The sequence below is a fragment of the Candidatus Thiodiazotropha sp. LNASS1 genome (assembly GCF_964212655.1).
GTDB lineage: Bacteria > Pseudomonadota > Gammaproteobacteria > Chromatiales > Chromatiaceae > Thiodiazotropha.
Genome location: NZ_OZ156465.1, coordinates 2,412,464 through 2,438,897, shown reverse-complemented (window position 1 = coordinate 2,438,897; position 26,434 = coordinate 2,412,464). Strand labels below are relative to the sequence as shown.

The following is a 26,434-nucleotide window of genomic DNA, read 5'->3' as shown; positions in this document are numbered from 1 at the left end:
TTTATGGGTCGCGGACAGCCGGTCAGCGTTTGGATGAGTAGTTGGGGAAGGCATCCTTGTCGATAGCGATATCGATCAGGTTGATTGCCTGCCGCAGATCATACTGCTGAAACAAATGGTCCAAGTCCTCCGGAGACGTTACCTGTTTGTAGTTAATGCCAAACGATTCGGCGAGATGGCTGTAGTCGGGATTGACAAAGTCGCAGTTGATGAATCGCTGTTGGTAGAGCTGATGCTGGTTTTTACGAATCAATCCCATGGTGCCGTTGTTGAACAATACGACATTCAGCGGCAGCCGGTAGTTGACGGCTGTCATAATCTCCATGCAACACATCTGAAAGCCGCCGTCGCCGAGGATGGCGAAGGTGGGTTTGCGGGTGGTGAACTGGGCACCGATCGCAGCTGGGATGGCATGTCCAAGGGACGAGATGCCGGAGTTGGGATAATACCGGTTGCTGCTGGAGACCTCGTAGAAGTTCTGGGCGAAGATGATATTGTCATCGAAAACCCTGATCTGGTGTGGAAAGTGCTCGGCCAGCTTGTCGAAGAATGCCTCGGCGAGTGAAAAACCGGACTTGAATATGGTGTAGTCACCCTCGGCGGATGATTTGAGATCGGTAATCCTGTTCTCAGTCTCGTTGATGGGATGGTGTGCCTTGCCGGTTTTGTCCAACCTGGCCAGGAGAGCGTCGATGACTTCCCCGATATCGCCGCAGATCGCCAGTTCGGCATCGAAGACCTTTTCCAGTTGATGGGGATCGTGGTCAATCTGGACAATTTTTCGATCCTTCAACAGGGAGTGGTCCCAAAGATAACTCGTACGTTCATTGAACCCCGCGCCGAGGATTATCAGCAGATCCGATTTCTCCACGATGAACTTATAGGCATTGCCGCTGGATGTGACGCCCAGACTGCCGAGGGAGAGCGGGGAGTCCTCACTCACAACACCCTTGCCCTTGAGGCTCGATGCGACCGGGATCTGCAGCATCTGGCTAAGTGTATTGATGGATGCCATGGCGCCAGACCGGATTGCTCCATAGCCGGCGACGATCACCGGTTGGCGGGCCTGCAGCAGCAGGCTGTGGAATCGCTCCAATCTGGTTTCATCAACCGGGCTGTATATCGGGTCTTGCTTGACGATAAGATCGTCAAGCAGCGCTTCTTCGATCAGCTCACTCTGTACATTGAAGGGTATGCTGAGTAACACAGGCCCCGGGTTGGCGGCAAGCAGAGCCTTGCTTGCCTGTATCAGGACTTGCGGCAGATAGTCGGTTCTCTCGATCGATTTGCTGTAGCGGGTGATGTGTTTGAACAGGGCGGCCTGGTTGAAACTGCCGCCTTCACCCGAACTCTCCTGCAGTCCCCCTTTGCCGAAGATATAGGTCGGCGCCTCGCCGGTAATGGCGATAACAGGTTGTTTGTCCGCATAGGCGTTGGCGATGCCGGTTATCAGATTGGTGGCACCCGGTCCCGCGGTGGCGATACAGGCGGCAAGCTTTCCCGAGGCCTTCGTATATCCCCCGGCCATGAAGGCTGCCCCCTGCTCATGCTTGGCCAGTATGGCCTGAATGTTCGAATTATAGAGGGCATCATAGATCGGCAGAACGTGGGCGCCCGGCATACCGAAAATGGTATCCACACCCAAGCGCTCCAGATACCTGATGATAAATTCACTGACTTTTATCTTCATGAAACTGCTTTAACTTAGGGCCTGTTAACACTAATCCAATACACCCTGCTGGGGCTGTTTTTGTGCCCAGCAAGGCAGAATGAGCGAGGTGTAGTTATTCTACATGAGCGAATGATAACGCGGCTGGGGGCGAAAACAGCCCCAGCCCTTCGGGTTGCGCCTGAAAAAGCGCCACTCGGCGTTGCTCGTCGCTCATTTGGAATCACCAAACCTCTCTCCTCGCGCCCCGAAGGAAGTGCCCTTGGGGTGCGCCTTGATTGGCGCTTTTTCAGGCACAACAAGGGCGTATTGGATTAGTGTTAACAGGCCCTAACAGGCATATTGCAGAAGGAACTGATCTGCAATGTGCTTCCGGGCCTCCACGCATGGTGGTGTTTCAAACCTTGTTTCATCCCGCCAATATGCCTGTCGTAGCGGGGCGCGGTGTTTGTTGAGACACAAGACGGGAGAGGATAGCTAGATTCCAAATCAATGTCATCCCGGACTCGATCGGGTGTTGTTTGATAAGGGGGGTAGCGTGGGTTCAGCGGCTGTCGACGCTGGAGAATGCGAAACGGCTCTCCCGACCCATGGCCGGGATTTCGGGCACCAGCAGGGAGAGTGCGAATGAGACAGCCGCCATGGCCGCACCCGCATAGAAGACCAGTGCGGGGGAACTCAGCCAGATAATGCCGAATAGAGCCGGTATGACCACTGCGGCAATATGATTGATGGAGAAACTGACACCGGCGCTGGAGGCGATATCCTCGGGCGCCGCTATTTTCTGGAAATAGGTCTTCAGCGCAATGGCCATGGCAAAGAACAGGTGATCGATGATGTAGAGTCCGGCGGCGATCCAGGCGGTCTCCACCACGGCATAACCGCAAAATACCAGAATCAGGCCGGCGTACTCGATCAGCAGCGCCCGGTGTTCGCCGATCCGGCCTATCAACCGGCCGATGCGCGGTGCCAGGAAGACATTGATGGTGGCGTTGACCAGAAACAGTAAGGCAATCTGAGAGACAGTGTAACCAAACTTCTCCACCATCAGAAAACCCGCGAAAACGATAAATATCTGCCGCCGTGCCCCCGACATAAAGGTCAGTGTGTAGTAGAGCCAGTAGCGTTTGCGAAACACCATGTGCTTGTGTTGTTCCGTCTTCTGGGGAAAGAGCGGAAAACCCAACCAGGCAATCGAGGCGATCACCAGGGTAAGCCCTCCCATGATCAGATAGATCCACTGGTAGTCGAGACCCAGTAGGTCGTCAAACATCCAGATCAGACCGAAGGTGACGATCGAGGCGAACGAACCTGCCGCGATCAGGCGTCCAAGGGTCTCTGCGGAATGTGATTTATCGATCCACTGCAGCGCCAGGGAAGTCTGCAGGGTCTCATAGTAGTGAAAGCCGATCGACATGATAACGGTGGTGATATAGAGGCCGATCACCGACGGAAAGAACCCGGTGACTGCGGTACCGATTCCCAGCAGGGCAAGCGAGATATAGGCCAGCCGTTGCTCACGAATCAACAACAGCAGAAATACTACGGCAAAGGCAAGGAAGCCGGGGATCTCACGCAGGCTCTGCAGGATACCCATCTCCTGTCCGCTGAATGAGGCGCGTTCGATGGCAAAGTTATTCAACAGGGTCTGCCAGGCCGCGAAGCTGAGCGGCACAGCGACAGCCATCAGCAGCAGCAGGAAGTCGGGGCGACGGAGTCTTGATAGTGTCGATTTTGCCATGATTACTATTATGGGCCGTTTTAATTTGGCGCAATAACTATAATATGACAATGAATATCGATAAAAAGACAGTTGATCCCTCCACCCATGTGGGTCACGTCATCGATCCGCAACGGCCTGTGCTTTCGATTTCGATGGAGAGGCGTGGGGCCGAACTGGTCACTCGGCACGCCCATCTTCGCGGTCAGCTGTTGTATGCGATCCGTGGTGTAATGAGGACGAGCACCGACAAGGGGGCCTGGTTGGTGCCGCCTGCGCAGGCGGTCTGGATACCGCCTGGAGTGATGCACGAGGTGGAGATGACCCAGCCGGTATCCTTCCGCTCGATCTACATCGATCCCGCCTACAATGACGGTCTGCCCGACAGCTGTTGCGTGCTGCGCGTGACACCGCTGTTGCGGGCCATGATTCTGGAGGCGAGCCGCATCGGCAATGAATACGCAAAGGGTAGCGCGGAATGGAGACTGATGGTGGTGATTGTGGATCAGCTGCAAAAGATCGAGCAGTTTCCCTTCCATCTTCCATTTTCCGACGAACCGAGAATCCGCAGGATTATCGATACCCTGACGGACAATCCGGCGGATGATCAGACCCTGGCGGAGTGGGCGACACACGCCGGCGCCAGTGAACGCACGCTTGGGCGGCTTTTCATCAAGCATCTGGGGATGAGCTTTGGCAGCTGGCGTCGCCGGCTGCGGTTGCTGGAGGCCATGAACAGATTGGCGGACGGCACGCCCGTTAACGAGGTCGCATTTGAGTTGGGGTACGCGAGTCCGAGTGCTTTTATTGCCATGTTCCGCGAAAACCTTGGCGAGCCGCCGGCCCGCTTCTTCAATGAGTCCAATCGCAATCGGGCTGCCGATGCCCGCAAATAGTGGCGCAAAACAGCTTGTGGAGTTGGCTTTAAGAGAGGCATGGTTTATCATCTGCTTCCTTTTTTCCGGTCAAAGACCCAATTTCACCGCCCGTGGAGAGCAACAATGGCACGTGTCACAGTTGAAGATTGCATGGACTATGTAGACAACCGTTTTGATCTGGTTCTGCTTGCCACCAAACGGGCGCGTCAGCTGGTCAATGGGGTGGAACCGCTGCTTCCCTGGGAAAACGACAAACCGACCGTGATGGCCTTGCGTGAAATTGCCGAGGGTTTGATCTCGGAACAGGACATGCAAAAGCAGCAGGCCGAAGAAGAACTGGTAGTGGATGAAGGGATGATGGAGATCGATATCACCCCCATGGAACCCGGTAAATAAATCCGCTGTATCTCCGCTATAATCCACATCCCGTTCGGCAGCCGCAGGCTGCCGAAGACGGCTGTCGCCGCGACACAATCACCACTTGCAACACAAGGCTGAAAAAGCCAAGAATTCCCCCTATTCCCTGGTCTATTTTCTTGACCCATTCGGGTTGTTGAGAGAAGCTGCGTTTCGATCACTATGACAAACCCCGGTTTACGGCCAAAACGACTGTTATGACAGACTGATCATACTGAGTGGGCAAAAGTGGCGCTGGAGAGGTGAATGAACAATCCCTTAGGCAATCTGGAAGATGATCAGGAGACACCGCGTTTCCTGATCAGCGACCTGTGCGCCTATCTCGAGTCCTACCTTTCGGCGGACCATATTCGTGAGGTATACAGGGCCTATCTGTTCGGCGCCGAAGCTCATGTGGGACAGCACCGCAAGACCGGGGAGCCCTATATCTATCATCCTGTTGCAGTGGCACGCATTCTGGCTGACATGCGTATGGACTATAAGTGCCTGATGGCGGCTATCCTGCATGATGTCATCGAGGATACACCCACCGCCAAAGAGCAACTCGCGGATACCTTTGACGGCGAGATTGCTGAGCTGGTCGATGGTGTGAGTAAACTCTCCAAAATCGATTTCAACTCTCAGGCTGAGGCTCAGGCCGCCAGTTTGCGCAAGATGTTGTTGGCGATGACCAAGGATATCCGGGTGATTCTGATCAAGCTTGCCGACCGCCTGCACAATATGCGGACCCTCGGGGTGATGAAACCGGAAAAAACCCGGCGAATCGCCAAGGAGACCCTGGATATCTTTGCCCCCATCGCCAACCGGCTGGGTATCAACAGCATGCGTCTGGAGTTGGAGGAACTGGGCTTTGCCGCGTACTGGCCGATGCGTTACCGGGCCTTGAAGAGCGCCGTTACCGATGCCAGGGGTCACCATCGCGAGCTGGTGGAGAATGTGGAATCAGCCATTCGCTCCCGTATCGAACAGGAAAAGATGGTGGGGCAGGTATTCGGACGCCAGAAACATCTCTACAGCATCTATAAAAAGATGTTGAAGAAAAAGCTGAGCTTTTCAGAGGTGGTTGACGTATTCGCCTTTCGCATCGTGGTCGATGCGGTCGATACCTGCTACCGCGTGCTGGGTGTGGTGCACAATCTCTATAAGCCGATGCCCGGACGTTTCAAGGACTATATCGCAATACCCAAGGCAAATGGCTACCAGTCACTGCATACCGTGCTGTTTGGTCCACAGGGTATACCCATAGAGATTCAGATTCGCACCGAGGAGATGGATAAACTGGCCGAATCGGGGATTGCGGCGCACTGGATGTACAAGACCGGAGAGGCGAGTGGCCAATGGGTCAAGTCCCGGGCTTCGGACTGGTTGCAGAATCTGCTGGAGATGCAACAGGGTGTGGGCGACTCGGTGGAGTTTCTCGAGCACGTCAAGGTCGACCTGTTCCCCGACGAGGTCTATGTGTTCACCCCGAGGGGACGGATCATGGTACTGCCGAAAGGCGCTACAGTGGTCGATTTTGCCTACAGTGTGCACACCGATGTGGGCAATACCTGTGTTGCTGCGCGGGTCGACAGGCGGCTGGTGCCGTTACGCACCCGCCTGCTCAATGGCCAGACCGTGGAGATCATCAACTCCGAAACCGCCGGGCCCAGTCCGGCCTGGCTCAATTTCGTGGTGACGGGAAAGGCGCGCGCCAATATCCGCTCCTATTTGAAGAATCTCAAGACACAAGAGGCGGTAAGTCTGGGCAGGCGTCTGTTGGAACGCGAACTCGAATTGCTCTCACTCACCCTGGATGATGTGGATCAGGAGACAATCGATCAGATCCTGACCGAGTTTCGCCTGGAACAGCTGGACGATCTATTGGCAGGCATTGCATTGGGAGACCATATGCCGATGCTGCTGGCCCGTAGATTGGCGGGAGAGGATCTGACTCAGCCGGTGAACGAATCCGTTTTACAGCAGGAGGTGCCCGCCGGTTCGTTGGCGATCAAAGGGACAGAAGGGATGGTGGTGAACTTCGCCAAGTGCTGCCGACCCATTCCGGATGATGCCATTGTCGGTGTCTTCAATCCCGGCAAGGGCATAGTGATCCATCGCCAGGGTTGCCCGAACCTCGGGGACTATAAAAAGCACGGCCATAAATGGATCGAGGCTGAGTGGGAATCGGATGTGGAAGGGGAGTTCGCCACCATGATTCGTGTAGAATCAGGCAATCAAAGGGGTGTCCTGGCTTCTGTTGCCTCGGTTATCTCTCAACAGGGTTCGAATATCGAGCATGTGGGCTCTGAAGAGCGGGATGGTCTGTCTTCCACTCTAGTCTTCGTCATTACTGTGAAGAATCGACAGCACCTGGCGAAGATATTGCGTCACGTGCGTTCCCTGCCTTCGATTATGCGCATTAACAGAGTGAAATGATAATTATGAATTTTGAATTATTGTTGTGTTCGCGTTGCACACACAATCAATTCAGCATTCAAAATTCATAACTAGGGCCTGTTAACACTAATCCAATACGCCCTGCTGGGGCTGTTTTCGTGCCCAGCAAGGCAGAATGAGCGTGGTGTAGTTATTCTACATGAGCGAATGATAACGCCGCTGGGGGCGAAAACAGCCCCAGCCCTTCGGGTTGCGCCCCGAAGGAAGTGCCCTTGGGGTGCGCCTTGATTGGCACTTTTTCAGGCACAACAGGGTGCATTGGATTAGTATTAACAGGCCCTAACAAAAAGAGGTGTTAAACATGAGCCGTGAAATCATCCGTACCGATCAGGCTCCGCAGGCTATCGGTACCTACTCCCAGGGAGTCAAGGTTGGCGATACGGTCTATCTTTCAGGTCAGATACCCCTGGTGCCTGAGACCATGGAGATGGTGGATGGCGATATCGAACAGCAGATCCGACGTGTTTTCGATAATCTGCAGGCTGTAGCCAGGGCAGCAGGTGGCAGTTTCGCCGATGTCGTGAAACTGAATGTCTTTCTTACCGACCTGGAACATTTTCCTGTGGTCAATCAGGTGATGGCGGATTACTTCTCGGAACCCTATCCCGCCAGGGCCGCAATCGGGGTGGCGGAACTGCCCAAGGGTGCTGCCGTAGAAATGGATGCCATAATACAGTTTGAATGATGAATCGTGGGTTTCATCTATGATTAGCATCATATGGCAGCGGTTTTTTTAAATGAACTGCTTGCCGGCAGGAGATTACAGCTTAGGCGGATTGAATGGATAGCCAGTTCGAACAGATGATGCAGGTCAATATTCAGGGGCGGGTGTTTATCATCTGTCAGGCACATGGTATCACGGATCCAACCATTATCGGTTATTACAACGAGATCATGCATCAGGCAATCAGCGCCATGCTGACTGAAGAGAGCACCCCGACAGACTTCCACAAGCTGCTTAACGAACAGGCTGATTGGTTAGACGCGGAAATCAGTCAGGTCGGGGGCGCATCGCAAGGTGCCGGATCGGGCTCCGCCATAATCGACGACGCTGGGGATGATGGGGATGGCGGCGGGGAGCAAGACCTGAAAATCCTGAATGCCAACAAGAAGGCCACCGGGTACGTGCCCGACGCCAAGTCGATGCCGGAACGACTCAAGGATCGGCGAGCCGATATGGAGCATCTGCTGTCAAATGATTGTGTGACCCTTAAACTGGTAACCCCCAATGAGGCCGATAAGTTGAAGCACGGTCTGGTGGGCAAGGATCCCGATAAGGCGGAAGAGGAAGTCGTCGCCATGTTACGCAACAACCTGCATGCACAGGTGCGTAAATTCATACGAAAACATAACGGCGGTCCCTGGGCGACAGCCACCCTGCAGTCGGAAGTGCGTATGGATATCACCCGCACCCGATCCGTGCGTTCCCTGGTCTCTCTCTCCCGGCAGCTGCTGGAGGAACGGGAGGAGTGGTTGTCGAAAACCAAGAACAGCCTGACCGGTCGATTTTTCGGCGGTAAGGTGAAACTGGATAAATAGCATTTCACAGTAGGCCTTTATGGGTAAGCAATACGATCATATCAGCGAAAAACATATCGATTTCATCATTCGTCAGCAGCTGTTTTTTGTCGCAACCGGGATGAGTGACGGGCGGATCAATGTCTCACCCAAGGGATTGGACAGCCTGCGCATCATAAATCCCAATCAGGTGGTTTGGCTGAATCTCACCGGGAGTGGTAACGAGACGGCAACCCACCTGAGGGATGACGGGCGGATGACTCTGATGTTCTGTGCCATGGAGGGCGAACCCAAGATTCTCAGGCTCTATGGACAGGCCACCAGCCATCTCGAAGACAGCGAAATCTGGGATGCCCATATCGGTCGTTTCCCCCTGCTCCCCGGAGCCCGACAGATCATCCTCATGGATGTGGATCTTGTCGCCAGTTCCTGTGGATTCGGGGTGCCGTTGTTCGAATATGCCGGGCAACGGGATGCCCTGGTGGAGTGGGCTGAAAGAAAGGGTGACGAGGGACTCAGGGAGTTCAGGGAGAAGCGTAATAAAGTAAGTGTCGATGGGAAGCCAACGGACCTGGCATAGCATCTCTGTTTAAGTGTTTAGTTTTTAGTTTTGAGCGGATGGGCTCACTTCGCTCACGGCGCTTTAGATTCTCTTATCCCAATTCTCATACGACAGAAGGCGCGCGAGTGGCCAAAGAAACACGAGTGTGGTCTCGACAACTCAAAACTCAAAACTCAACACTAAAAACTAAAAACTAAAAACTCTTTTACTCCCCATACAGGGTAAGGGTGACGCTGCGCTGGTGAGGATGGGTACGATGCTCCCACAGATAGATCCCCTGCCAGGTTCCCAGTGCGGGTCTGCCTTGGCTGATCGGCAGGCTCAAATCCATATGGGTCAGGATCGATCGTACATGCGCCGGCATGTCGTCCGGTCCCTCCAGGGTGTGATCGAAGATCGGATCGCCATCCGGCACCAGGCGGGACATGATTCGCTCCAGATCGGTACGTACCGTCGGATCGGCGTTTTCACATAGGATCAGTGAGGCGCTGGTGTGTTGGATGAAGAGTTGGCAGATTCCGGTCTCTATCCCGGCACGGCTGATGGCCTCGGACACCTCACCGGTGATGTTGTAGGTGTTGCGTCCCCGGGTCTGAATCCTTATCTGTTCCTGGATTACCATCTTTGCCTTTCTCCCGCCTGTTCTGGCATGCTGTGAATGAGCGAATAGTACAATAGGCCCTTCACCTCATCGAGTGGTTGAACGGCTAAACAGAAAACCAAACCGTTATTGCTTTGGCCGCAAATAAACGCAAACTGCCGCAAATGATATGACAATGTGCCTGGCTGCCACACAATCCACTGCCTATTCTGCTGTTAAAGGCAGCCTTAGCAGGATTTCAAAACGTATTATGTTTGGATTGCCGATAGTAGGCTGTTGTTATCCATATCTGAGAAAGTTTGCGTTAATTTGCGGTGATTCGCGTTCATTTGCGGCTTTTTCTTCCTTGCCATGTCACTTATATGATCATAGGAGGAGCCGTGCAACGAAAGTGAACAGCTTTGAATAAGGAAAGTTCATCAACGAGTCTGGCCGAACAACCCGTCACGGTATTGAAAGGGGTCGGGGTACGTAATGCCGAAAAACTCGCCAGGTTGGGCATCGGGAGCCTGCAGGATCTGCTGTTCCACCTGCCGTTGCGCTACCAGGACCGAACACGGATTCAACCGATCGGCAGTCTGCGGCGTGGTGATCAGGTGGTGATCGAGGGGGAGATCGATCTGGCGGAGATCAAGTTCGGCCGTCGCCGCTCGCTGATGGTGCATATTTCCGATGGTACGGGCAGCCTGTTTCTGCGCTTCTTCTATTTCAGCAATGCCCAGCGGCAAACGTTGAATCGCGGTGTTCGAATACGCTGCTTTGGTGAGGTGCGCAATGGCCCCAACAGTCTGGAGATGGTCCATCCCGAGTATCAACGCATCGATCCGGATCAACCCATGGCAGTGGAGACGTCGCTGACGCCGATCTATCCCACCACTGAAGGTGTTCATCAATTGACCCTGCGCGGTCTCATGCAGCAGGCCCTGCAGTGGTTGCAACAGCAGCCGGAGGGACTGAGGGAGTGGCTGCCCCAGTCATTGTTGGCGCGGTTTCCTCAAATGAATTTGGCCCAGGCAGTCAGTTACCTCCATGCGCCACCTCCCGATGCCGACCAACAAAGGCTGCTGGCGGGGATTCATCCGGCACAACAGCGACTCTCCTATGAGGAGCTGCTCGCCCATCAGATCAGTCTGCGCAGCATGCGGGCGCACCATCAACGCATTCGCGCCACCCCCTTTGTGGCCGACAACAAGCTAAAGCAGGCCCTTATTTCGGCACTGCCGTTCGAACTGACCGCCGCCCAGAGCCGGGTTGTGGCGGAGATTGAACAGGATCTTGCACGCTCCCGGCCGATGCAGCGCCTGGTGCAGGGAGATGTGGGCTCGGGCAAGACCGTGGTCAGCGCCATGGCGGTGCTGCAGGCCATCGGCGCCGGCAGTCAAGTGGCCTTGATGGCGCCCACGGAACTGCTGGCGGAACAGCATCTGCGCAACTTCTCCCAATGGCTGCTGCCGTTGGGGATCGAAATCGGCTGGCTCACCGGCCGACTCAAGGGTCGTCCCCGGGAAGCGGTGATTGAACGGATCGCGGCAGGTGAGATACAGCTGGCGGTGGGTACCCATGCCCTGTTTCAGCAGGATGTGGTGTTCAACGATCTCGGCCTGGTGGTGATCGACGAGCAGCACCGCTTCGGTGTCCATCAGCGACTGGCATTACGCGAGAAGGGGAACCGACAGGGACACACCCCCCACCAGTTGATCATGACCGCCACGCCGATTCCCCGCACGCTGGCGATGACCGCCTATGCCGACCTCGACCTGTCGATCATCGATGGCCTGCCGCCAGGTCGTAAACCGGTTACCACAGCGGTGATATCGGATCGCAGGCGCGACGAGGTGGTGGAACGGGTGAGGGCGGCCTGTGCCCAGGGACGCCAGGCCTATTGGGTCTGTACCCTGATCGAGGAGTCGGAGGCGTTGCAGTGCCAGGCGGCGGAGGAGACCGCACGGCTGCTTGCCGAGGCCCTGCCGGATTTGAATGTGGCATTGGTACACGGCCGGGTAAAACAGGAAGCGAAAGAGCGTGTCATGCGGGATTTCCAATCGGGCGCGGTTGATCTGCTGGTTGCCACCACCGTGATCGAGGTGGGCGTGGATGTGCCGAATGCGAGCCTGATGATTATCGAAAACCCGGAACGCCTGGGACTGGCGCAGCTGCATCAGTTGCGCGGCAGGGTGGGGCGCGGCAGTGAGGAGAGCCACTGCGTTCTGATGTACCATTCCCCCCTCTCGGCCAATGCCAAAGAGCGTCTGGCGATTCTGCGTGAGACCGGCGACGGCTTCATGATTGCGCAAAAAGACCTGGAGATGAGAGGGCCGGGAGAGGTGCTGGGAACCCGGCAAACCGGTGAGATGCAGCTGCGAATCGCGGATCTGGTGAGAGACCAGGGGATGCTCGACGAGGTGCGGGAAGCGGCGGAGATGCTGCTGCGGGACGATCCTCAGGCCGCGTCCCAGCTGGTCAAGCGTTGGCTGGGCGAGCGTGTCGATTATGTCAAGGTTTAGAAGCGATCGGATCAGGGACTGTGAAACCTCCAATTTCGTCATTCAACCGCAGGGTGTGCGATAATAGCCCTTTTTCTGGATGAGATAGCTTGAGTCAGCAGATAAGTAGCAGGTCGAACCCTGAGCCGAATTGGAGCGATTGGCGTCATCGCTCACATACGCAGATACCACCGCTGGTTGCATCATGGCTGGGTGACAGAGGTTCGCTGACTCAACGTGTCATCCAATGCTGTGGCGAGGGTCAGTTCAAAGTGCGCCTGCTGCATCAGGGGTGGGGAACGCCTCTCAACAGCGAGTGCCGTATATTGAGAATGCGCAGAGGGTTGATGGCGCTGGTGAGGGATGTAGAGTTGCAGTGCGACGGCACCCCCTGGGTTTTCGCCCGTACGCTGATACCGATCACCAGTCTCAAGGGTGCGGCGCAACGGCTGACGCAACTGGGTGAGAAGCCATTGGGTGCAGTACTTTTTTCGGATCCGAAAGTGATTCGGGGTGCAACCCAGGTAGCACGCTTGCTGCCCAGACAGCCAATGTTCGAGACGGCCTGCAATCATCTGCAGAAAAAACCGAATCATCTCTGGGGGCGACGCACCCTGTTTTTTGTGCAAAAAAGACCGTTACTGGTGAATGAGATTTTTCTCCCGACCCTGCCGCTTAAGGGAGGTGGCAGTCGATGACAAGTCAACAGGTTGACATGATACCTTCGGGTACCGGCCCGGTGGGCTGGCTGGAGCGTCTGCGCCGCTACGCGCTGCTGGTACGGCTGAATCGACCGATCGGCATATTGCTGTTGATGTGGCCCACCCTGTGGGCGTTGTGGATCGCGGGTCAAGGCACACCCCCCTGGCATATCGTTTTGGTGTTCGTCACCGGGGTGGCGCTGATGCGATCCGCGGGCTGTGCGATCAACGACTATGCCGATCGTGAATTCGACGGCCATGTGGCGCGCACCCAGGCCAGGCCCATCGCCTCAGGCCTGGTCAGTCCGCGCGAGGCATTGGCTGTCTTTATCGTACTCTCCCTGCTGGCCGCATCACTGCTGTTTTTTCTCAACTGGCCAACCCGCTACATGTCACTGGTGGCGCTGTTGCTGACGGCGGTCTACCCCTTCATGAAGCGCTATACCCATCTGCCCCAGGTGGTGTTGGGCGCCGCCTTCGGCTGGGCAGTCCCAATGGCATTCATGGCACTCAATGAAACAATACCGCCGGTTGCATGGCTGGTGTTCTGCGCCACCCTGGTCTGGGCGCTCATCTACGATACCGAGTACGCCATGGTGGATCGGGAGGACGACCTCAAGATCGGGGTCAAGTCGAGTGCGATTCTGTTCGGCCGCCATGACAAGCTGATCGTCGGGCTGCTGCAAATCGCTATGTTACTGATGTTGATATTGATCGGGATGCTGCTCGAGCTCGGCGCTTTCTACTATCTCGGCCTGTTGGGCGGAGCGGGGCTGTTTGCCTATCAACAATGGCTCATCCGGGCCCGCGAACCCAAGGCCTGCTTCGTGGCCTTTCTCAACAACAATCAGTTCGGCATGGTGATCTTCATCGGGTTGCTGGTCGACTATCTGTCATTCGGATAAGCAAGGGCCCATTGGGCGAGTGTTAACAGGTCTTTAAGACAGCGCCTAAAGGGCTGATAACGGCAGAGCCCGAACGTTGAAGCACATGGGTGTAGATTTGAGTGGTTCTTACATCCGTATGGCCCAGCTGTTCCTGGACGGTGCGTATATCCATACCACGTTCCAAGAGGTGTGTGGCGAAGGAGTGGCGTAAAGTATGGCAACTGGCTTTTTTGTTGATACCCGATTGCTGTACGGCTGATGTAACGGCCTTTCTCACACAGCTTTCGTCGATATGATGACGCCGTTCAATCCCGGAACGCGGATCGAGACTCCGTGTTGATGAGGGAAATATATACTGCCATTTCCACTCCCGATCGGCGGTTGGGTACTTACGGGCCAAAGCATGCGGCAGATAGACGCGACCAAAACCCTCCTGCAGATCTCGCTCATGTAATGTAAGAACGGTTTCCAGATGGCGCTGAATGGGTTTAACGACCTCATCTGCGAGGGTGACCACCCTGTCTTTACCCCCCTTTCCGTTTCTTACAAAGATTGCCCGCCGATCAAAATCGATATCCATGACACGGAGCCTGACACTTTCGATCAACCTCAATCCGGAGCCGTACTGCAGGCACGCGATTAGCCAGTGAACGCCATTCAGTTTGGAAAGTACTTTGGCAACCTCGATTTGTGTCAGAACGACAGGCAGCTTTTGTGGTTTCTTTGCACGAACCAGACCATGGATATCTTTCAATGGGTGATCCAGCACATGTCGGTACATAAAGACCAACGCATTGAGTGCGATATTTTGAGTACTGGCCGCAACATTTTTCTGCACGGCAAGATAAGTGAGAAAAGCAGCCACTTCCCGCTCAGCCATCTCTTCGGGATGACGTTTGTTATGGAAATAAATATACCTTTTTATCCAGTGAAGGTATGTTTCTTCAGTTCGCCGACTGTAATGCCGAACGCGTATGGCATCGATAACTTTTTGTAAAAAAGGGGATTTGTGAGTATTTTCTTCCATGATTAAGTACTCGTTATGTTCTCATTATATTAAAGGGTATAAAACATGATAAGGATTGTCAATGAATGCCGGATTTGGAAATAGTGGGCAGCATGCCTTTTTTTGTCGTTGAGGATTTAATAATCTTATTACTGAACATGGGTATGAATATTGGCAAGTGGATGAAATTTAGGGTAAAACTAAAGCATAACAGGGAGGTTTCATCTTTTTGTGTTCCCTCCCCCAACGTAACTTGCAGGCACATTGCACGTTTATTTTCGTGCATATTGCCTTCTATCCTACAGATTCAGCCTGGATATAAGGCAAATTGCCTGATGAATGAGGAAATAGGTGGGATTGGAGGCAAGTTGCCTGCTACTTAAATGTTATGCGTAAAAGGAAATGTTAAACCAAGGTAGATATATTGGGGTTGGTTCATGGCGTTCAATTACTAATGACGTAATTGAGCCGTTAGAAATAGTCGCAGAAGTAAAAAGATCTGGTAATGATTTCTCTATATCAGGAAATCACAGAAGGCACGAGGGACAACACTCGTCGTATTTTGATATACAAGCAAATCTGGTTGGTGTAATTAATTGGGTTTTCGATGGTAGCCATAACTCAAGAGATATTGTTGGTGTAATAAGTAGAGACAATGATAGTTTTAATATCCTTGCCAATTTTGAGAGGGTAGATGTAATTCTATCCGCTTCAATGATACCTAAAGAAAACGGATTACGTTTCAACCTGCTCATAAATAAGGGAAATGATATTATTGATGTAACACTGGATATTTATAGTGAAAGCGAAACCGCTGCGCGAGAAAATGTAGTCGCGCTGAGAAATAATAGTGATAAGTGTAGTGGTATAGTTATTTTGGCCACCTGATTATGGGTGATATTATCACCCCAGATGATAAATAGGTGATCAAATGACAAAAACACGCAGGAGATTCAGCCCGGAATTCAAACTTGAAGCGGCCCAACTGGTTGTCGACCAGCAGTACTCAATCAGAGCGGCCTGCGAAGCGATGGGGGTCAGTAAATCTTCATTGGAAAATTGGGTACGTCAGCTGCGGCAGGAGCGACTAGGCAAAACACCCAAAGCATCAGCAATGACACCCGATCAACGCCGCATACAAGAGCTCGAAAAACGGCTACGACAGGTGGAGACGGAGAAAGAAATCCTAAAAAAGGCTACCGCTCTCTTGATGTCGGACTCGTTGAACAATTCACGCTAATTCAGCGTTTACATCGAGAGAGCTATCCAGTGAAGCAGCTATGTTGCGTGTTCGGTGTACACCGTAGCAGCTATCGGGCATGGCGGGATCGCCCGAAGCGGTTGTCAGAAACAGAGTGGCGGCTACGCGAGCATGTGAAGTCTGCCTATGAATTAAGCAATGGCTCAGCCGGCGCCAGGACGATTGCGAGCATGGTGACAGCACAGGGTTGCCCGTTAAGCCGTTATCGTGCGACACGCCGTATGCAGGCGCTGGGCCTGGTGAGTAGCCAGCAACCCAAACACCGCTACAAGAGAGCCGAGCAGCCGCATACCAATATACCAAACCGGCTGGATCGACAGTTTGATGTGGTTGCACCCAATAAAGTCTGGGCGGGCGATATTACCTATATTTGGACTGGGCGACGTTGGGCATATCTGGCCATTGTGTTGGATTTATTTGCGCGACAGCCGGTGGGATGGGCATTATCGTTGAACCCAGATAGCGCGTTGACTAAAAAAGCTCTGACAATGGCCTATGAGTCTCGTGGTGAACCAAAAGGCGTGATGTTTCATTCTGATCAAGGTTGCCAATACACTAGTCTACCGTTTCGTCAGCAGCTATGGCGTTATCAAATGGTACAGAGCATGAGTCGACGTGGTAACTGCTGGGACAACAGTCCCGTGGAACGATTTATCAGAAGCTTGAAAACCGAATGGATGCCTGAGATCGGCTATCGCACTTTTGAGGAAGCGAAGCACCATATCACGGAGTATATTATTGGATACTATAGCCAGTTTAGGCCACATACTCACAATGATGGATTGGCACCCAGGGTAGTTGAGCAACAGTACTGGAATGCACAGAAAACCGTGGCCAAAAATACTTGACCACTACAAAGAGCGCATAACAAGCGACTGTGGCGTCAACCCTGCGATTAAACATCAGTAAGCCCAAGCAACTTGATCCCTTACCATGGCATTCAACATGGTAACAAACTTACGCATACATGCCGTCAAAGCAACCTTCTTATGCTTGCCTTGATCAACGAGTTGTCGGTAAAAAGCCCGTATGACTGGATTGCATTGAGTGGCGCTCAATGTGGCCATATAAAGTGTTGTGCGAACGCCAGCTCTACCGCCTTTGATGCGCCGCTTACCACGTGACATTCCGCTATCTCGGTTTATCGGTGCAACACCGACCAGGGCAGCAACCTGTTTGTTGTTCAGTGAGCCTAACTCGGGGAGATCAGCCAATAGTGTATAGGCCAGTGTATCGCCGACACCCGGTGCCGACAGTAAGATGGATTTACGCTCTGCCCACTCAGCCTGTCTCTCGACTAACTGGTTGAGTTTTTTCTCGATCGAGCAGATTTCCGCATCGAGACATCGCAAGATACGGCGGCAGGAGGTCTCAAAGGCCTTACCCATGATTTGTAGACGATTGAGTTCCTGGGTGCGCATCTCCATCACTTGTCTCCGGCGAGTTAATAAGTCTTTGATCGTACGAAGATTGCGGCTGACTTTGGGCGTAGGTTCCGGCTGAATGATGGCCGCATATTCGGCGATGACGCGGGCATCGATCTTGTCGGTTTTGGCCAATTGTTCTACCACACCAGCATAGCGACGAATCGACATGGGTTTGACGATACAAACCGGCAGGGACTTTTGGTAGGCAGCCGCTGCTAAAGCTAGCTGATATCGCCCTGTAGCCTCCATGACGAGTCGTTTAACCCGATAGTGGGCGAGGCGTTTGAGTATCCTACTGACACCCTCTGGGGTATTCTTATCCTGCCAGTGGATATCTTTCTCATAAATGTGAACGTCCAGCATCCATTTCCCCACATCGACCCCCACATTGACGGTGGATTTTCTCTTTTTAAGGTTTGTCATCTTTGCTCTACCTTGCTAAATTCGGGCTTGAAGCCCATTCGACTGTTCGAGATAAATCGGGTCGGTTCAGTGCCCCCGCTTGTTAACGGTCTGTGAGACCCTGGCATCATCGGGCTACTGAACCGGTAACTTGCTGCTACAAGTTACGGGCTTCACTTTACTCCTCTCTTAGGGATCTGGTCATATGAAGGGAATTAAACCATACAAGCCGGTCAAGTACACTCCGGGCCTACGGCCCTGCGCGGGACCTCGGCTTCGCCTCGGCCCCTTACCGTAAACGTTATAGGCAACAAATGAAAAGTATAATTACACTACTAATATTCCTCGCAATAGCTAACTCCGCTATTGCAGGTGAACCCCAACGTGAAAAGGGGATTTCAGCCCATGCCTTGCCAAAGCGTGTAGCAGATATATCAGGCCAACCTTGGGGTTTACAGGTTTCTTATGCTCCATACTTAAAGTCAGAACCTGGCCAACCATATTTGCAATCGGTCAAGGATGTTCTTGCGTATGTAGAAAAACAGGAAAAATCTGTTGTTGAAAATGGTCTATGGGTCGTTACTACGCACCCATCAGCATATTCAGAGCAAGAAACTAAATTTTTTGAAAAGTTAAAGATGGAATTACCTAAACATAATATTCCTTTGTTTTGGGCAAGGGGCTCAGAGTTAAAAAATGGTTTTAAGAGCTATTAACATAAAGCCTATAACAATGCGGCTCAGAGCGACGCAGCAAAGCTGCGCGTCTGGCCTTAGACGTTATACCTTGGAAATGAGATGGAAGACCTAAGCAAATATCTTGAAGGTGACCGCTACGAAAAAGCGTTTGATAGCATTCTAAAAGATATTGGAATTGCAAAGGATCAAAATGATTACGAAAAAGTAAAAAGACTAATCAAATACTTAATGAGTGTTACAAAATCAATTAATGGCGAAACCGAGAAAGAAGAAAGTTCTCCTGAATCATCTAAAAGTGAAGCAACACAAAGTAAAATGATTTATTGCTCGTTTTGTGGGAAAAATAAAAATGAAGTCTTTAAAATGATTGCTGGCCCAAGTGTGTTTATTTGTAATGAGTGCATAGCTTTATGTCAGGATATTCTATATGAAGAAATCGCTAATTCTAAAAGTGATGAACAATGAAAATATCTCAAAAAGGTATAACCAATGGGTCTAGTGGATCGCAAACTCTCCGCTGTGAGCCTCCCCAAAAATAATTGACACCTCAATAACAACGAGAGGTGTTACATGAGAAAGAATCATTCTTTAGATATAAAGATACAGGCAGTACTTAAAGCCAGCAGACCAGGAATTCTAGCCAGTGAGGTAGCCGAGGAGATAGGCATACATACATTTTCGCTGTATCGTTGGAAAAAGGAACTGCGAGATGCGGGGTTACTCAATAGAATGCCAAAGAAAATAGACTTTCAGGCAGACCTAAAGCTAAAGGACCAGCTGAAACAGCTGGAAAAAGAGAACAAGCAGCTAAAGATGGAGAATGCTGTCTTAAAAAAACTCAAGGAGCTAGGCGAAGCCAAAAAAAAGAAGCCTTCCAAGTAATTGATGATTTACACCATGAATATGGTATTGCGCCTCTTTGTCGGTTGTTGGGGGTCACCCGTGGTGGCTATTATGCATGGAGGAACCGACCTGGATCTTTACGAGATGTGTACAACAGCATGGTTGTGAAAGAAATTGTACAGATTCATCGAGAGGTAAAGGAAATATACGGTAGCCCGAGGATGACTCGAGAGTTGAAAAACAGGGGTTATTCACGTTGTGAGAACACAGTTGCTAATCTGATGAGGGAAGCAGGAATACGGGCAAAAATGGATCGACGATACAAGCCCAGGCAATGGCAACCTGGCTCTAAGATTGCTAAGAAGAACCTTTTGCTTGATATGCCCATGCCAGACAAGCCCCATGAAGTATGGGTAGCAGACTTCACCTACACGCGGCTTTACGGTGAGTATGTGTATTTATCGGTTATTATGGATCTATGTAGCCGAGAATTGGTAGGAGAAGAGATTGGCAAAACAAGAGACGCTGAATTGATCGCACGAACCTTTAACAAGGCAAGGAAAAAACATCCTAATGCGATACCGAAGATATTTCATTCAGATCGCGGTATTGAGTATGCAAATCATAAGATTGGTAAAATGTTGAGTGATATGTCAATTAAGCAAAGCATGTCGGGCAAGGGTAACTGCTATGATAATGCTCATATGGAGTCATTTTTTCATACCTATAAGTCTGAAATGTATTATACGGAAAGATTTTCTGATCTTGAGGACTTTAAAAGAAAAACGAAGAACTATATTCGTTTTTATAATCGGAAGAGATTACACTCAAGTTTGGGTTACATGTCTCCGGAGCAATATGCAAAGTCGAAAATTTAATGTGTCAACTTATTTTGGGGAACATCACTGCGCTACAAGTTTGCTCACCACTAACCCAAATCGTTATACGTAAAAATTATGGATTGCCCACGTTGCATTGAAAAAATGGAAGAAACCACAAGTAAAGGCATAATTACACATACATGCTTTTACTGTAATGGCACGTGGATAAATAGTGAGTGGCGGTTTCGGATAATAAGTGCAATTGGTAGAAGAGAGGCCAGCTGGTAGAGTCAGCGCTTCTCCCGACCAAGAGATGAAGCACTTATGAGCTACAACCAGCTGACCGAGAATGAACGATATCAAATTTTCATGCTAAAGAAAGCCGGACATTCGCAGAAAGAGATTGCAGGTCTGGTGGGGCGAAGTCCCTCCACCATCAGTCGTGAGCTGAGGCGCAACCAAGGATTGCGTGGATACAGGCCAAAACAAGCGCAAAGGTTGTCAGATGCACGGCGCAAAGGGGCCTATAAGGCCCGCAAAGTGACCCGTGATGTCATAAGTGCCATTGAGTCATTGATTCGTCAGGAATTAAGCCCACAGCAAGTCGTGAGCTATCTGGCCAGACACAAAGGCATCTCATTGCATCATGAAACAGTGTATCAGCTGATTTATGCTGATAAGGAAAGCGGTGGTAATTTGTACACGCACCTGAGAGTTGCCTCAAAACCATATCGTAAGCGCTATGGTAGCTATGATCGGCGTGGAAAGATCAAGGGCCGGGTCAGCATTGATGATCGCCCAATGGTTGTCGACAGAGGGATTCGTATTGGTGATTGGGAGGGAGATACCATCATTGGCAAGGGGCGCAGAAGTGCGCTATTGACTATGGTTGAGCGTAAAACGCTGTATACCGTGATTGTGAGATTAACTGGCAAGCGGGCAGATCTTCTGGCTGAAGCAGCCGTTCAGGGTTTGCAGCACCTGAAGGATAGATTGAAAACGATCACTTTGGATAATGGCCTTGAATTTGCCAGGCATGAAACTATCGCTGAAGGATTGGGAGCCGATATCTATTTTGCCCACCCATATGCATCGTGGGAGCGTGGGATCAATGAAAATACGAATGGATTGATCAGACAGTATTTTCCTAAGGGTACTGACTTTAACCAGGTGACTGATGCTCAAATTGAGCATGTAATGAGCCGCCTCAACAATAGACCAAGAGCTACAAGAGGCAACAGGTCACCGAATGAACTATTTATGGGGCAGCGAGAAGATTTGCTCGTTGCGTAATTGAATTGCAGTTATTACTTGAAACCGCGAGTCACTAAAGATTATTCTTGAAAGCGAGAACAACACACTTTTACTAAACGACCTTAAAAGTTCATTTGAAACACTGAAAACAACAAATAAAGACAGAAACTGCCCTGAATGTAAAAACCAACAGCTTTTTCAAATTACTGTTCGAGGCGTTGAGCTAGACCTATGTCCAGAATGTATTGGAGTATTTTTTGATGAAGGGGAGTTAAAGAAACTTCTTCCCGCATTAGAAAATAAATCAAAAGAGACAGGAGTGGGGTCTTATTTGGCAGGGGAAGGGTTGTTTTGGGCAATTATTGCATTTTTATTAGGTGGAAGTTGAGCGAGAGAACGTATAACCAGGCCTTCCAGCGGACACAGTCGCTAACGCGCCTGCTCCGCTGAAGGCAACGTTATAAGTTCCAATGAAAACAGTCGCAATCATCTTTACAGTGCTAGTAGTAGGAATTGGGTCATTCTATGGTGGGTACATGCTTGGGTATGTAGAAAGAACTAAGGATGGACAACTTCGGTACTATTCAACAGATTTATGGGCGGTTAGAGGCGCGCTAATTGGGTTGAATGGAAAAGACATTGATCAAGCACCAAAAACAAAAGAGAAGCTCATCGAACGGGTTAAATATCACAATCAATCTCTACAAATATGTATGGCGGACGACGATTGTCCTGCGCTAATCAGGATAATTATCAAAGACACATATGAAGAGGCAGTTGAAAAAATTAAGGACTTATAACCAGGCCTTTCAGCGGATACAGTCGCTGCCGCACCTGCTCCGCTGAAGGCAACGTTATGCAGAAAAAATAAAACGATGACACCGACCACGTACGAAAAGATTGGTAATCGGCTACTAAGCACCCGAAAAATACTATGGGTTGTTGCCGTAGCAAGCGTATTTGGTGTGGTCGCCAGCATTTCCCTTGAGCCGATCCTGAGCCCAGCTATCGCCCTAGTAATGTTTGGCGGTTTGCTTTCAGCCCTGATTATTTCGTGGGGCCTTCTTCTCACAATATATTGGTTTTCCAGTGAGGGCTCTCTATCCAAAGGTTCGATAGAACAACTCGAGGGCAACGGTCGCACTGCTAAAGTCATATTTTCTTGGTATGCTTCGGTACTCCTTTCGCTTTGGTTTGCTTCTGGTGTGCTCGTACTACCAGTAATGCTCTGGAGAGGTGTTAGCAATGCATAACAAGCGAATCATGTCGCTGCCCGTTGGGCAGCTGGGACGTCTCACCGCTACGCGGCGATCCGCCCCATATTCTTGTCGTTAGTCGAAAAAGCATGATCGTGAAGTACGAATGAGAAGAGCCAGCATCAGACAGAAAACAGTCAAGCGCCTCTTTGCGTCCTCGGGTGGTATTTGTGCCTTTCCGGGTTGCACAACAGCGTTAGTTGATGCCATTTCAGGCGCGCTGTTAGGTGAAATGTGTCATATACATGCGGCGTCACCTGGCGGTCCGCGTTTTGACCCATCGCTGTCTGAAGAGGAACGAAACAAAGAAGAGAATATTATTATTCTTTGTCCTACACACCACAGCTTGATTGATCAAGAGCCTGAGGTGTATTCCGCAGAGCAGTTAAAAACACTTAAGAAAAATCATGAAGAAAATGTTGCTGCAATTCTAGCGGCAGCAAGTGCTGGAATCTCTCAAGATGAAGTTCTCACTACAGATTTGGCCCGTCAAGTTGATGTGGAAACGGTGGATTTCGCGGTAGTTGTAGCACTTCCAAAAGAACTCGATGCACTTAAAAAGCATATACCTGAATTGGGACGTGTTCAGGCCTCACAAGAGGATTCTCGGACTTATTATAAAGCAACTGTTCGAACTGGCATCCGCGACCATTACCGAATTGTTGTAACGCTTTTGCCAACAATGGGTAATTTAGATGCTGCACATGCTACAGCAGACCTAATTAACCGTTGGAATCCTCGATATATTCTCGTTGCTGGAATTGCAGGGGGAATAAACAGCAATACTCAACGACTAGGAGACATTATCGTATCAGAGTCAATTGTCTACTATGAACCTGGAAAAGTTCGAGACAGTCAGACAGATGTACGAAATAGGCAATTTTTGGCGGATCGCACGCTTTTAGATGGTTTTCTTAATCTGGAAAATTCTGCGTGGCGAAATAGCCTCCCTTCTCGCCCTGATCATTCTGAAGCGTCTACGGAATTGCCAAAAATACATATCGGTCCCGTTGCATCTGGTGAGAAAGTTATTGCTTCCTCTCAAGAAGTCCAAAGGCTTCTTTCGTCACAGCGGAACCTGATTGGCATCGAAATGGAAAGTGCGGGAGTTGCGTCCGCTGCTTTCGGGGCGCTAAAGAAGGTTGGCTTTATAACTATTCGATCTATCTGTGATTTTGCCGACAACCAAAAAAATGATAACTGGCAATCTTATGCAGCCCACGCTGCTGCGGCTTATCTGCGTGTATTCATAGAAAGTCGCCCAGTTGCGCCTTCGGCTGGTGATTGGCCCAAGGTTACTGAAACCACGCCTCATCCAAAGGAAACAACAAAAGAAACCAAGGTTGAGGTGCGCAAAAGGTTATTTAATAACCTTTGCGACGCAATGGATATGGAGAATTTTAAAAGCTTCTGTTTTGTTCTCGGCGTAGATGTCGACGAATTACCAGGCGAGCGCAAATCAGCAAGAGTAAGAGAGTTAATATTGTTGTTTGAAAGAAAGAAGCAGATAGCAGGCCTGGACGAAGCTTTTAACGAGTTCAATTCGAACAATATCGACTAACAATCGCATGCACTCGGACACCAAAAAGCGGCGCTCGTTCCTCGCGCTGCTTTTTGGTTCCGGTGATGCGTGGCGTTAGCGCAAAGAAGAATGGATATATCTACTCTTATCGAAAACAAGGTTGTATTGGCGCTGCTATCCGCGTTCGGCGGCATTCTCACCGCTGTCCTCGTGCAGCAGTGGCTCAATCGCAGGTCGCTATTCACCTACAACGTTCTTCACAACCAAGTAGGGCAATCAGCTGACGATGCTATTTACGGGTCCGTCCAGGTCACATGGAACGGCAATCAAGTAGCGCGTCTATATCTATCAACAATTGAGCTCATAAATCAGAGCACCAAAGATTTCGAGGGCGTGGTTGTTCGGGTGTTTACGAACAATTCAAAGCTACTTACTCAGCACACCCAAATAGTCGGCACTACCAGAATTGTCGATTTCACCGAAAACTATAAGCATGATATTGCAGTTCCGGATGGACAGGAACCAACGGAGCAGCAGTTTGATTTCTATTGGCATCAGCGGGATTACATCATTCCCACCTTTAATCGAGGCCAAACAGTTCGATTCGAGTTTCTGAACACCGTCGATGGCGAAACAAGCCCAGAAATATGGCTTGAGGTTTTGCACAAAGGGGTTAACTGCAAATTCCGAGTCGCTCAACAACAGTTCATGGGCGTAACACAACCAACGGCGGCATTAGCAGGAACGCTAGTGGGTTTCCTATTCGTTGTCGCTATGCTTATGTTTCTTGAAAACACTGTAGTGGCAGCAATCCTCGCTTACACAATGGGCCTGTTGGTTCTGGTGCCTGGAGCTCTCGCCATAAAGGGATATCGAAAGCTCAAGGAATGGTATGCAGGGTGAAAAGCGCTAACAAAACAATCAAGGCGCATCCCCTTCGGGGCTGCTGGGACCTCGGCTTCGCCTCGGCTCCTTATCATTTGCGTTAACTTTCACCCATGACTAACATCATCATTCTTTCAGCTTTTGTGGTTTTTTGGATCATCGGGATGATAATAGAGTACCGGAATCCTTTATGGTCTGAGATTGTGGCCAAGGGGGAGGCTATCTCAGAGACAGGAAAAGTGGATAAGTCTGCTCAAATGGTGTTCTTCTGGAAGTCTGCTCCTGAATACGCCAAGTCAGATCATACGGACTACTGGAACGCTATGGATGTCACATGTTTAACTAGTGGCGTTCTTATTCGGAGACCGCTGATTCTATTTGGGCGCAGGTCAGTTTATATTCCCTGGTCCCAGCTTGAAGCCGGCGATACTTTTAGGGCTTGGTTTCTAAAACGTAGAGCCCTTCACATCAGGGGTACTGAGCTATATCTTTCGGTAACCGAGAGAGTATACCGGGAAAAGGTAAGCGGTAATGTCGAAGCACAAAGTTAACAAATACAGCAAACAACGCCCAAGCAAGCTTGGGCTGGACCTACATTCCGCAGCTTCGCTGCTACATTTCGGCCGCTTCTGCAGGCGTTAGCTGCAAAAAGCACCATGAAGCTATTTACAAGCATATTGTTTCTTTTCCTGCTTCAAGGCTGCGGTATGTACGAGTGCTTAGATTCCAAGTTGGTCAGAGAAACCAAGCCTATTCAGCAACAGTTTGCGGTTGAGCTTCAAATTGAAGGCGAAACAATGAGCATGCTCATCGAGTGCGAGGAATATTACGATGCTATGTGCGCAGAAAGAGGCAACTATTGGGCAGTGCGGGAAATCGGCAAAAAATCGGAGTATCAAACAAGCGCATTTCAGTTTCGGAGCAAATCGCTAGGTCAGGTTGAAGTGCCAATACCACGGTGCAATGATATGGCGCGTGGAAAGAGCACACCGCTCAAGCACATCGTGCTTCGCATCGAAGGTGAGCCATTTTGGTTGAATTCGTCTAATGGCAGTGAGCGCACCTACAAATCAAGAAAAACATCAGATGGCCAGAGGAAGGAAATCATTATCGATATGGCCATGTCTGTGAACGGCAGGCAAATTGAGTAATGTCGCAGCTAACAAGGCCGCTCCAGCAGACGC

Annotated in this window: 27 protein-coding genes and 1 pseudogene; 23 read left to right on the top strand and 5 right to left on the bottom strand. The window is 50.8% G+C overall.

Annotated features, from left to right (window positions below):
- Positions 1-22 precede the first annotated feature (22 nt).
- Positions 23-1,690: a thiamine pyrophosphate-binding protein gene (locus AB8516_RS10790; protein WP_369160513.1), complete on the bottom strand. Its 1,668-nt coding sequence runs from the start codon at positions 1,688-1,690 to the stop codon at positions 23-25.
- A 523-nt stretch (positions 1,691-2,213) separates the two neighbouring features.
- A complete protein-coding gene (locus AB8516_RS10785) occupies positions 2,214-3,410 on the bottom strand; it encodes an MFS transporter (protein ID WP_369160511.1) in 1,197 nt (398 codons plus the stop codon).
- A gap of 44 nt (positions 3,411-3,454) precedes the next feature.
- Here AB8516_RS10785 and AB8516_RS10780 point away from each other — a divergent pair, with 44 nt between their 5' ends.
- From AB8516_RS10780 to AB8516_RS10755, 6 genes are all read left to right on the top strand, one after another.
- Positions 3,455-4,285: a helix-turn-helix transcriptional regulator gene (locus tag AB8516_RS10780; protein WP_369160509.1), complete on the top strand. Its 831-nt coding sequence runs from the start codon at positions 3,455-3,457 to the stop codon at positions 4,283-4,285.
- A gap of 105 nt (positions 4,286-4,390) precedes the next feature.
- Entirely contained in the window at positions 4,391-4,663 is a 273-nt protein-coding gene (gene rpoZ, locus AB8516_RS10775; RefSeq protein WP_108294808.1) for a DNA-directed RNA polymerase subunit omega, read from the top strand.
- 267 nt (positions 4,664-4,930) lie between these two features.
- Entirely contained in the window at positions 4,931-7,102 is a 2,172-nt protein-coding gene (spoT, locus tag AB8516_RS10770; RefSeq protein WP_369160506.1) for a bifunctional GTP diphosphokinase/guanosine-3',5'-bis pyrophosphate 3'-pyrophosphohydrolase, read from the top strand.
- A gap of 322 nt (positions 7,103-7,424) precedes the next feature.
- Positions 7,425-7,808: a RidA family protein gene (locus AB8516_RS10765; RefSeq protein ID WP_369160504.1), complete on the top strand. Its 384-nt coding sequence runs from the start codon at positions 7,425-7,427 to the stop codon at positions 7,806-7,808.
- A gap of 95 nt (positions 7,809-7,903) precedes the next feature.
- The gene (locus AB8516_RS10760; protein WP_369160502.1) at positions 7,904-8,662 is read left to right on the top strand and encodes a hypothetical protein; all 759 of its coding nucleotides are present in this window, start codon (positions 7,904-7,906) and stop codon (positions 8,660-8,662) included.
- A gap of 19 nt (positions 8,663-8,681) precedes the next feature.
- Positions 8,682-9,221, top strand: coding sequence for a pyridoxamine 5'-phosphate oxidase family protein (locus AB8516_RS10755; RefSeq protein WP_108294800.1), 540 nt, complete (start codon positions 8,682-8,684; stop codon positions 9,219-9,221).
- Positions 9,222-9,408: 187 nt separating this feature from the next.
- Here AB8516_RS10755 and AB8516_RS10750 read toward each other — a convergent pair whose 3' ends face one another.
- Positions 9,409-9,825 carry a secondary thiamine-phosphate synthase enzyme YjbQ gene (locus AB8516_RS10750; RefSeq protein WP_108294798.1) on the bottom strand — a complete coding sequence of 139 codons (417 nt, stop codon included), beginning with the start codon at positions 9,823-9,825 and terminating at the stop codon, positions 9,409-9,411.
- Between the two features lie 380 nt (positions 9,826-10,205).
- On the opposite strand from AB8516_RS10750, the gene recG reads away from it, so the two are divergent.
- From recG to ubiA, 3 genes are all read left to right on the top strand, one after another.
- Complete coding sequence (gene recG, locus AB8516_RS10745; RefSeq protein ID WP_369160499.1) at positions 10,206-12,308, top strand: ATP-dependent DNA helicase RecG; 2,103 nt, start codon at positions 10,206-10,208, stop codon at positions 12,306-12,308.
- Positions 12,309-12,397: 89 nt separating this feature from the next.
- Positions 12,398-12,985 carry a chorismate lyase gene (locus AB8516_RS10740; RefSeq protein ID WP_235615142.1) on the top strand — a complete coding sequence of 196 codons (588 nt, stop codon included), beginning with the start codon at positions 12,398-12,400 and terminating at the stop codon, positions 12,983-12,985.
- Positions 12,982-13,893 (top strand): 4-hydroxybenzoate octaprenyltransferase, encoded by a 912-nt coding sequence (gene ubiA, locus AB8516_RS10735; protein WP_369160497.1) that lies wholly within the window; start codon positions 12,982-12,984, stop codon positions 13,891-13,893. The genes AB8516_RS10740 and ubiA overlap by 4 nt, the downstream gene beginning before the upstream one ends.
- A 22-nt stretch (positions 13,894-13,915) precedes the next feature.
- On the opposite strand, the gene AB8516_RS10730 is transcribed toward ubiA, so the two are convergent.
- Entirely contained in the window at positions 13,916-14,902 is a 987-nt protein-coding gene (locus tag AB8516_RS10730; protein WP_369160495.1) for an integron integrase, read from the bottom strand.
- A 381-nt stretch (positions 14,903-15,283) separates the two neighbouring features.
- Here AB8516_RS10730 and AB8516_RS10725 point away from each other — a divergent pair, with 381 nt between their 5' ends.
- Together AB8516_RS10725 and AB8516_RS10720 are read left to right on the top strand one after the other, a co-directional pair.
- The gene (locus AB8516_RS10725) at positions 15,284-15,769 is read left to right on the top strand and encodes a hypothetical protein (RefSeq protein WP_369160493.1); all 486 of its coding nucleotides are present in this window, start codon (positions 15,284-15,286) and stop codon (positions 15,767-15,769) included.
- A gap of 43 nt (positions 15,770-15,812) precedes the next feature.
- Positions 15,813-16,990 (top strand): IS3 family transposase gene (locus tag AB8516_RS10720; RefSeq protein WP_369157505.1). Its coding sequence is split into 2 segments (ribosomal slippage): positions 15,813-16,068 and positions 16,068-16,990, totalling 1,179 coding nucleotides; the frame shifts between segments, so codons are not numbered across the junction.
- 54 nt (positions 16,991-17,044) lie between these two features.
- Here the strand turns inward: AB8516_RS10720 and AB8516_RS10715 are convergent.
- Positions 17,045-17,992: an IS110 family transposase gene (locus AB8516_RS10715; RefSeq protein WP_369158774.1), complete on the bottom strand. Its 948-nt coding sequence runs from the start codon at positions 17,990-17,992 to the stop codon at positions 17,045-17,047.
- 293 nt (positions 17,993-18,285) lie between these two features.
- Between AB8516_RS10715 and AB8516_RS10710 the strand changes: the two genes are divergently transcribed.
- From AB8516_RS10710 to AB8516_RS10655, 12 genes and pseudogenes are all read left to right on the top strand, one after another.
- Positions 18,286-18,687 (top strand): hypothetical protein, encoded by a 402-nt coding sequence (locus tag AB8516_RS10710; RefSeq protein WP_369160491.1) that lies wholly within the window; start codon positions 18,286-18,288, stop codon positions 18,685-18,687.
- Between the two features lie 297 nt (positions 18,688-18,984).
- A pseudogene (locus AB8516_RS10705) lies at positions 18,985-19,107 on the top strand (ClpX C4-type zinc finger protein); the annotation flags it as partial.
- Between the two features lie 132 nt (positions 19,108-19,239).
- On the top strand, positions 19,240-19,551 hold the full coding sequence (locus AB8516_RS10700) for a transposase (protein ID WP_369160489.1): 312 nt from the start codon (positions 19,240-19,242) through the stop codon (positions 19,549-19,551).
- Complete coding sequence (locus AB8516_RS10695; RefSeq protein ID WP_369163265.1) at positions 19,551-20,390, top strand: IS3 family transposase; 840 nt, start codon at positions 19,551-19,553, stop codon at positions 20,388-20,390. The genes AB8516_RS10700 and AB8516_RS10695 overlap by 1 nt, the downstream gene beginning before the upstream one ends.
- Before the next feature lie 78 nt (positions 20,391-20,468).
- Positions 20,469-20,621, top strand: coding sequence for a zf-TFIIB domain-containing protein (locus tag AB8516_RS10690; RefSeq protein WP_369160487.1), 153 nt, complete (start codon positions 20,469-20,471; stop codon positions 20,619-20,621).
- A 36-nt stretch (positions 20,622-20,657) separates the two neighbouring features.
- Positions 20,658-21,626 carry an IS30 family transposase gene (locus AB8516_RS10685; protein ID WP_369158239.1) on the top strand — a complete coding sequence of 323 codons (969 nt, stop codon included), beginning with the start codon at positions 20,658-20,660 and terminating at the stop codon, positions 21,624-21,626.
- A gap of 40 nt (positions 21,627-21,666) precedes the next feature.
- Positions 21,667-21,975 (top strand): zf-TFIIB domain-containing protein, encoded by a 309-nt coding sequence (locus AB8516_RS10680; RefSeq protein ID WP_369163263.1) that lies wholly within the window; start codon positions 21,667-21,669, stop codon positions 21,973-21,975.
- An 82-nt stretch (positions 21,976-22,057) separates the two neighbouring features.
- Positions 22,058-22,387: a hypothetical protein gene (locus AB8516_RS10675; protein WP_369160485.1), complete on the top strand. Its 330-nt coding sequence runs from the start codon at positions 22,058-22,060 to the stop codon at positions 22,385-22,387.
- 562 nt (positions 22,388-22,949) lie between these two features.
- Entirely contained in the window at positions 22,950-24,404 is a 1,455-nt protein-coding gene (locus AB8516_RS10670) for a hypothetical protein (protein WP_369160484.1), read from the top strand.
- A gap of 90 nt (positions 24,405-24,494) precedes the next feature.
- Entirely contained in the window at positions 24,495-25,268 is a 774-nt protein-coding gene (locus tag AB8516_RS10665; RefSeq protein ID WP_369160482.1) for a hypothetical protein, read from the top strand.
- A gap of 95 nt (positions 25,269-25,363) precedes the next feature.
- Positions 25,364-25,801 (top strand): hypothetical protein, encoded by a 438-nt coding sequence (locus AB8516_RS10660; RefSeq protein ID WP_369160480.1) that lies wholly within the window; start codon positions 25,364-25,366, stop codon positions 25,799-25,801.
- Between the two features lie 105 nt (positions 25,802-25,906).
- The gene (locus AB8516_RS10655; protein ID WP_369160478.1) at positions 25,907-26,401 is read left to right on the top strand and encodes a hypothetical protein; all 495 of its coding nucleotides are present in this window, start codon (positions 25,907-25,909) and stop codon (positions 26,399-26,401) included.
- Positions 26,402-26,434: the final 33 nt, after the last annotated feature.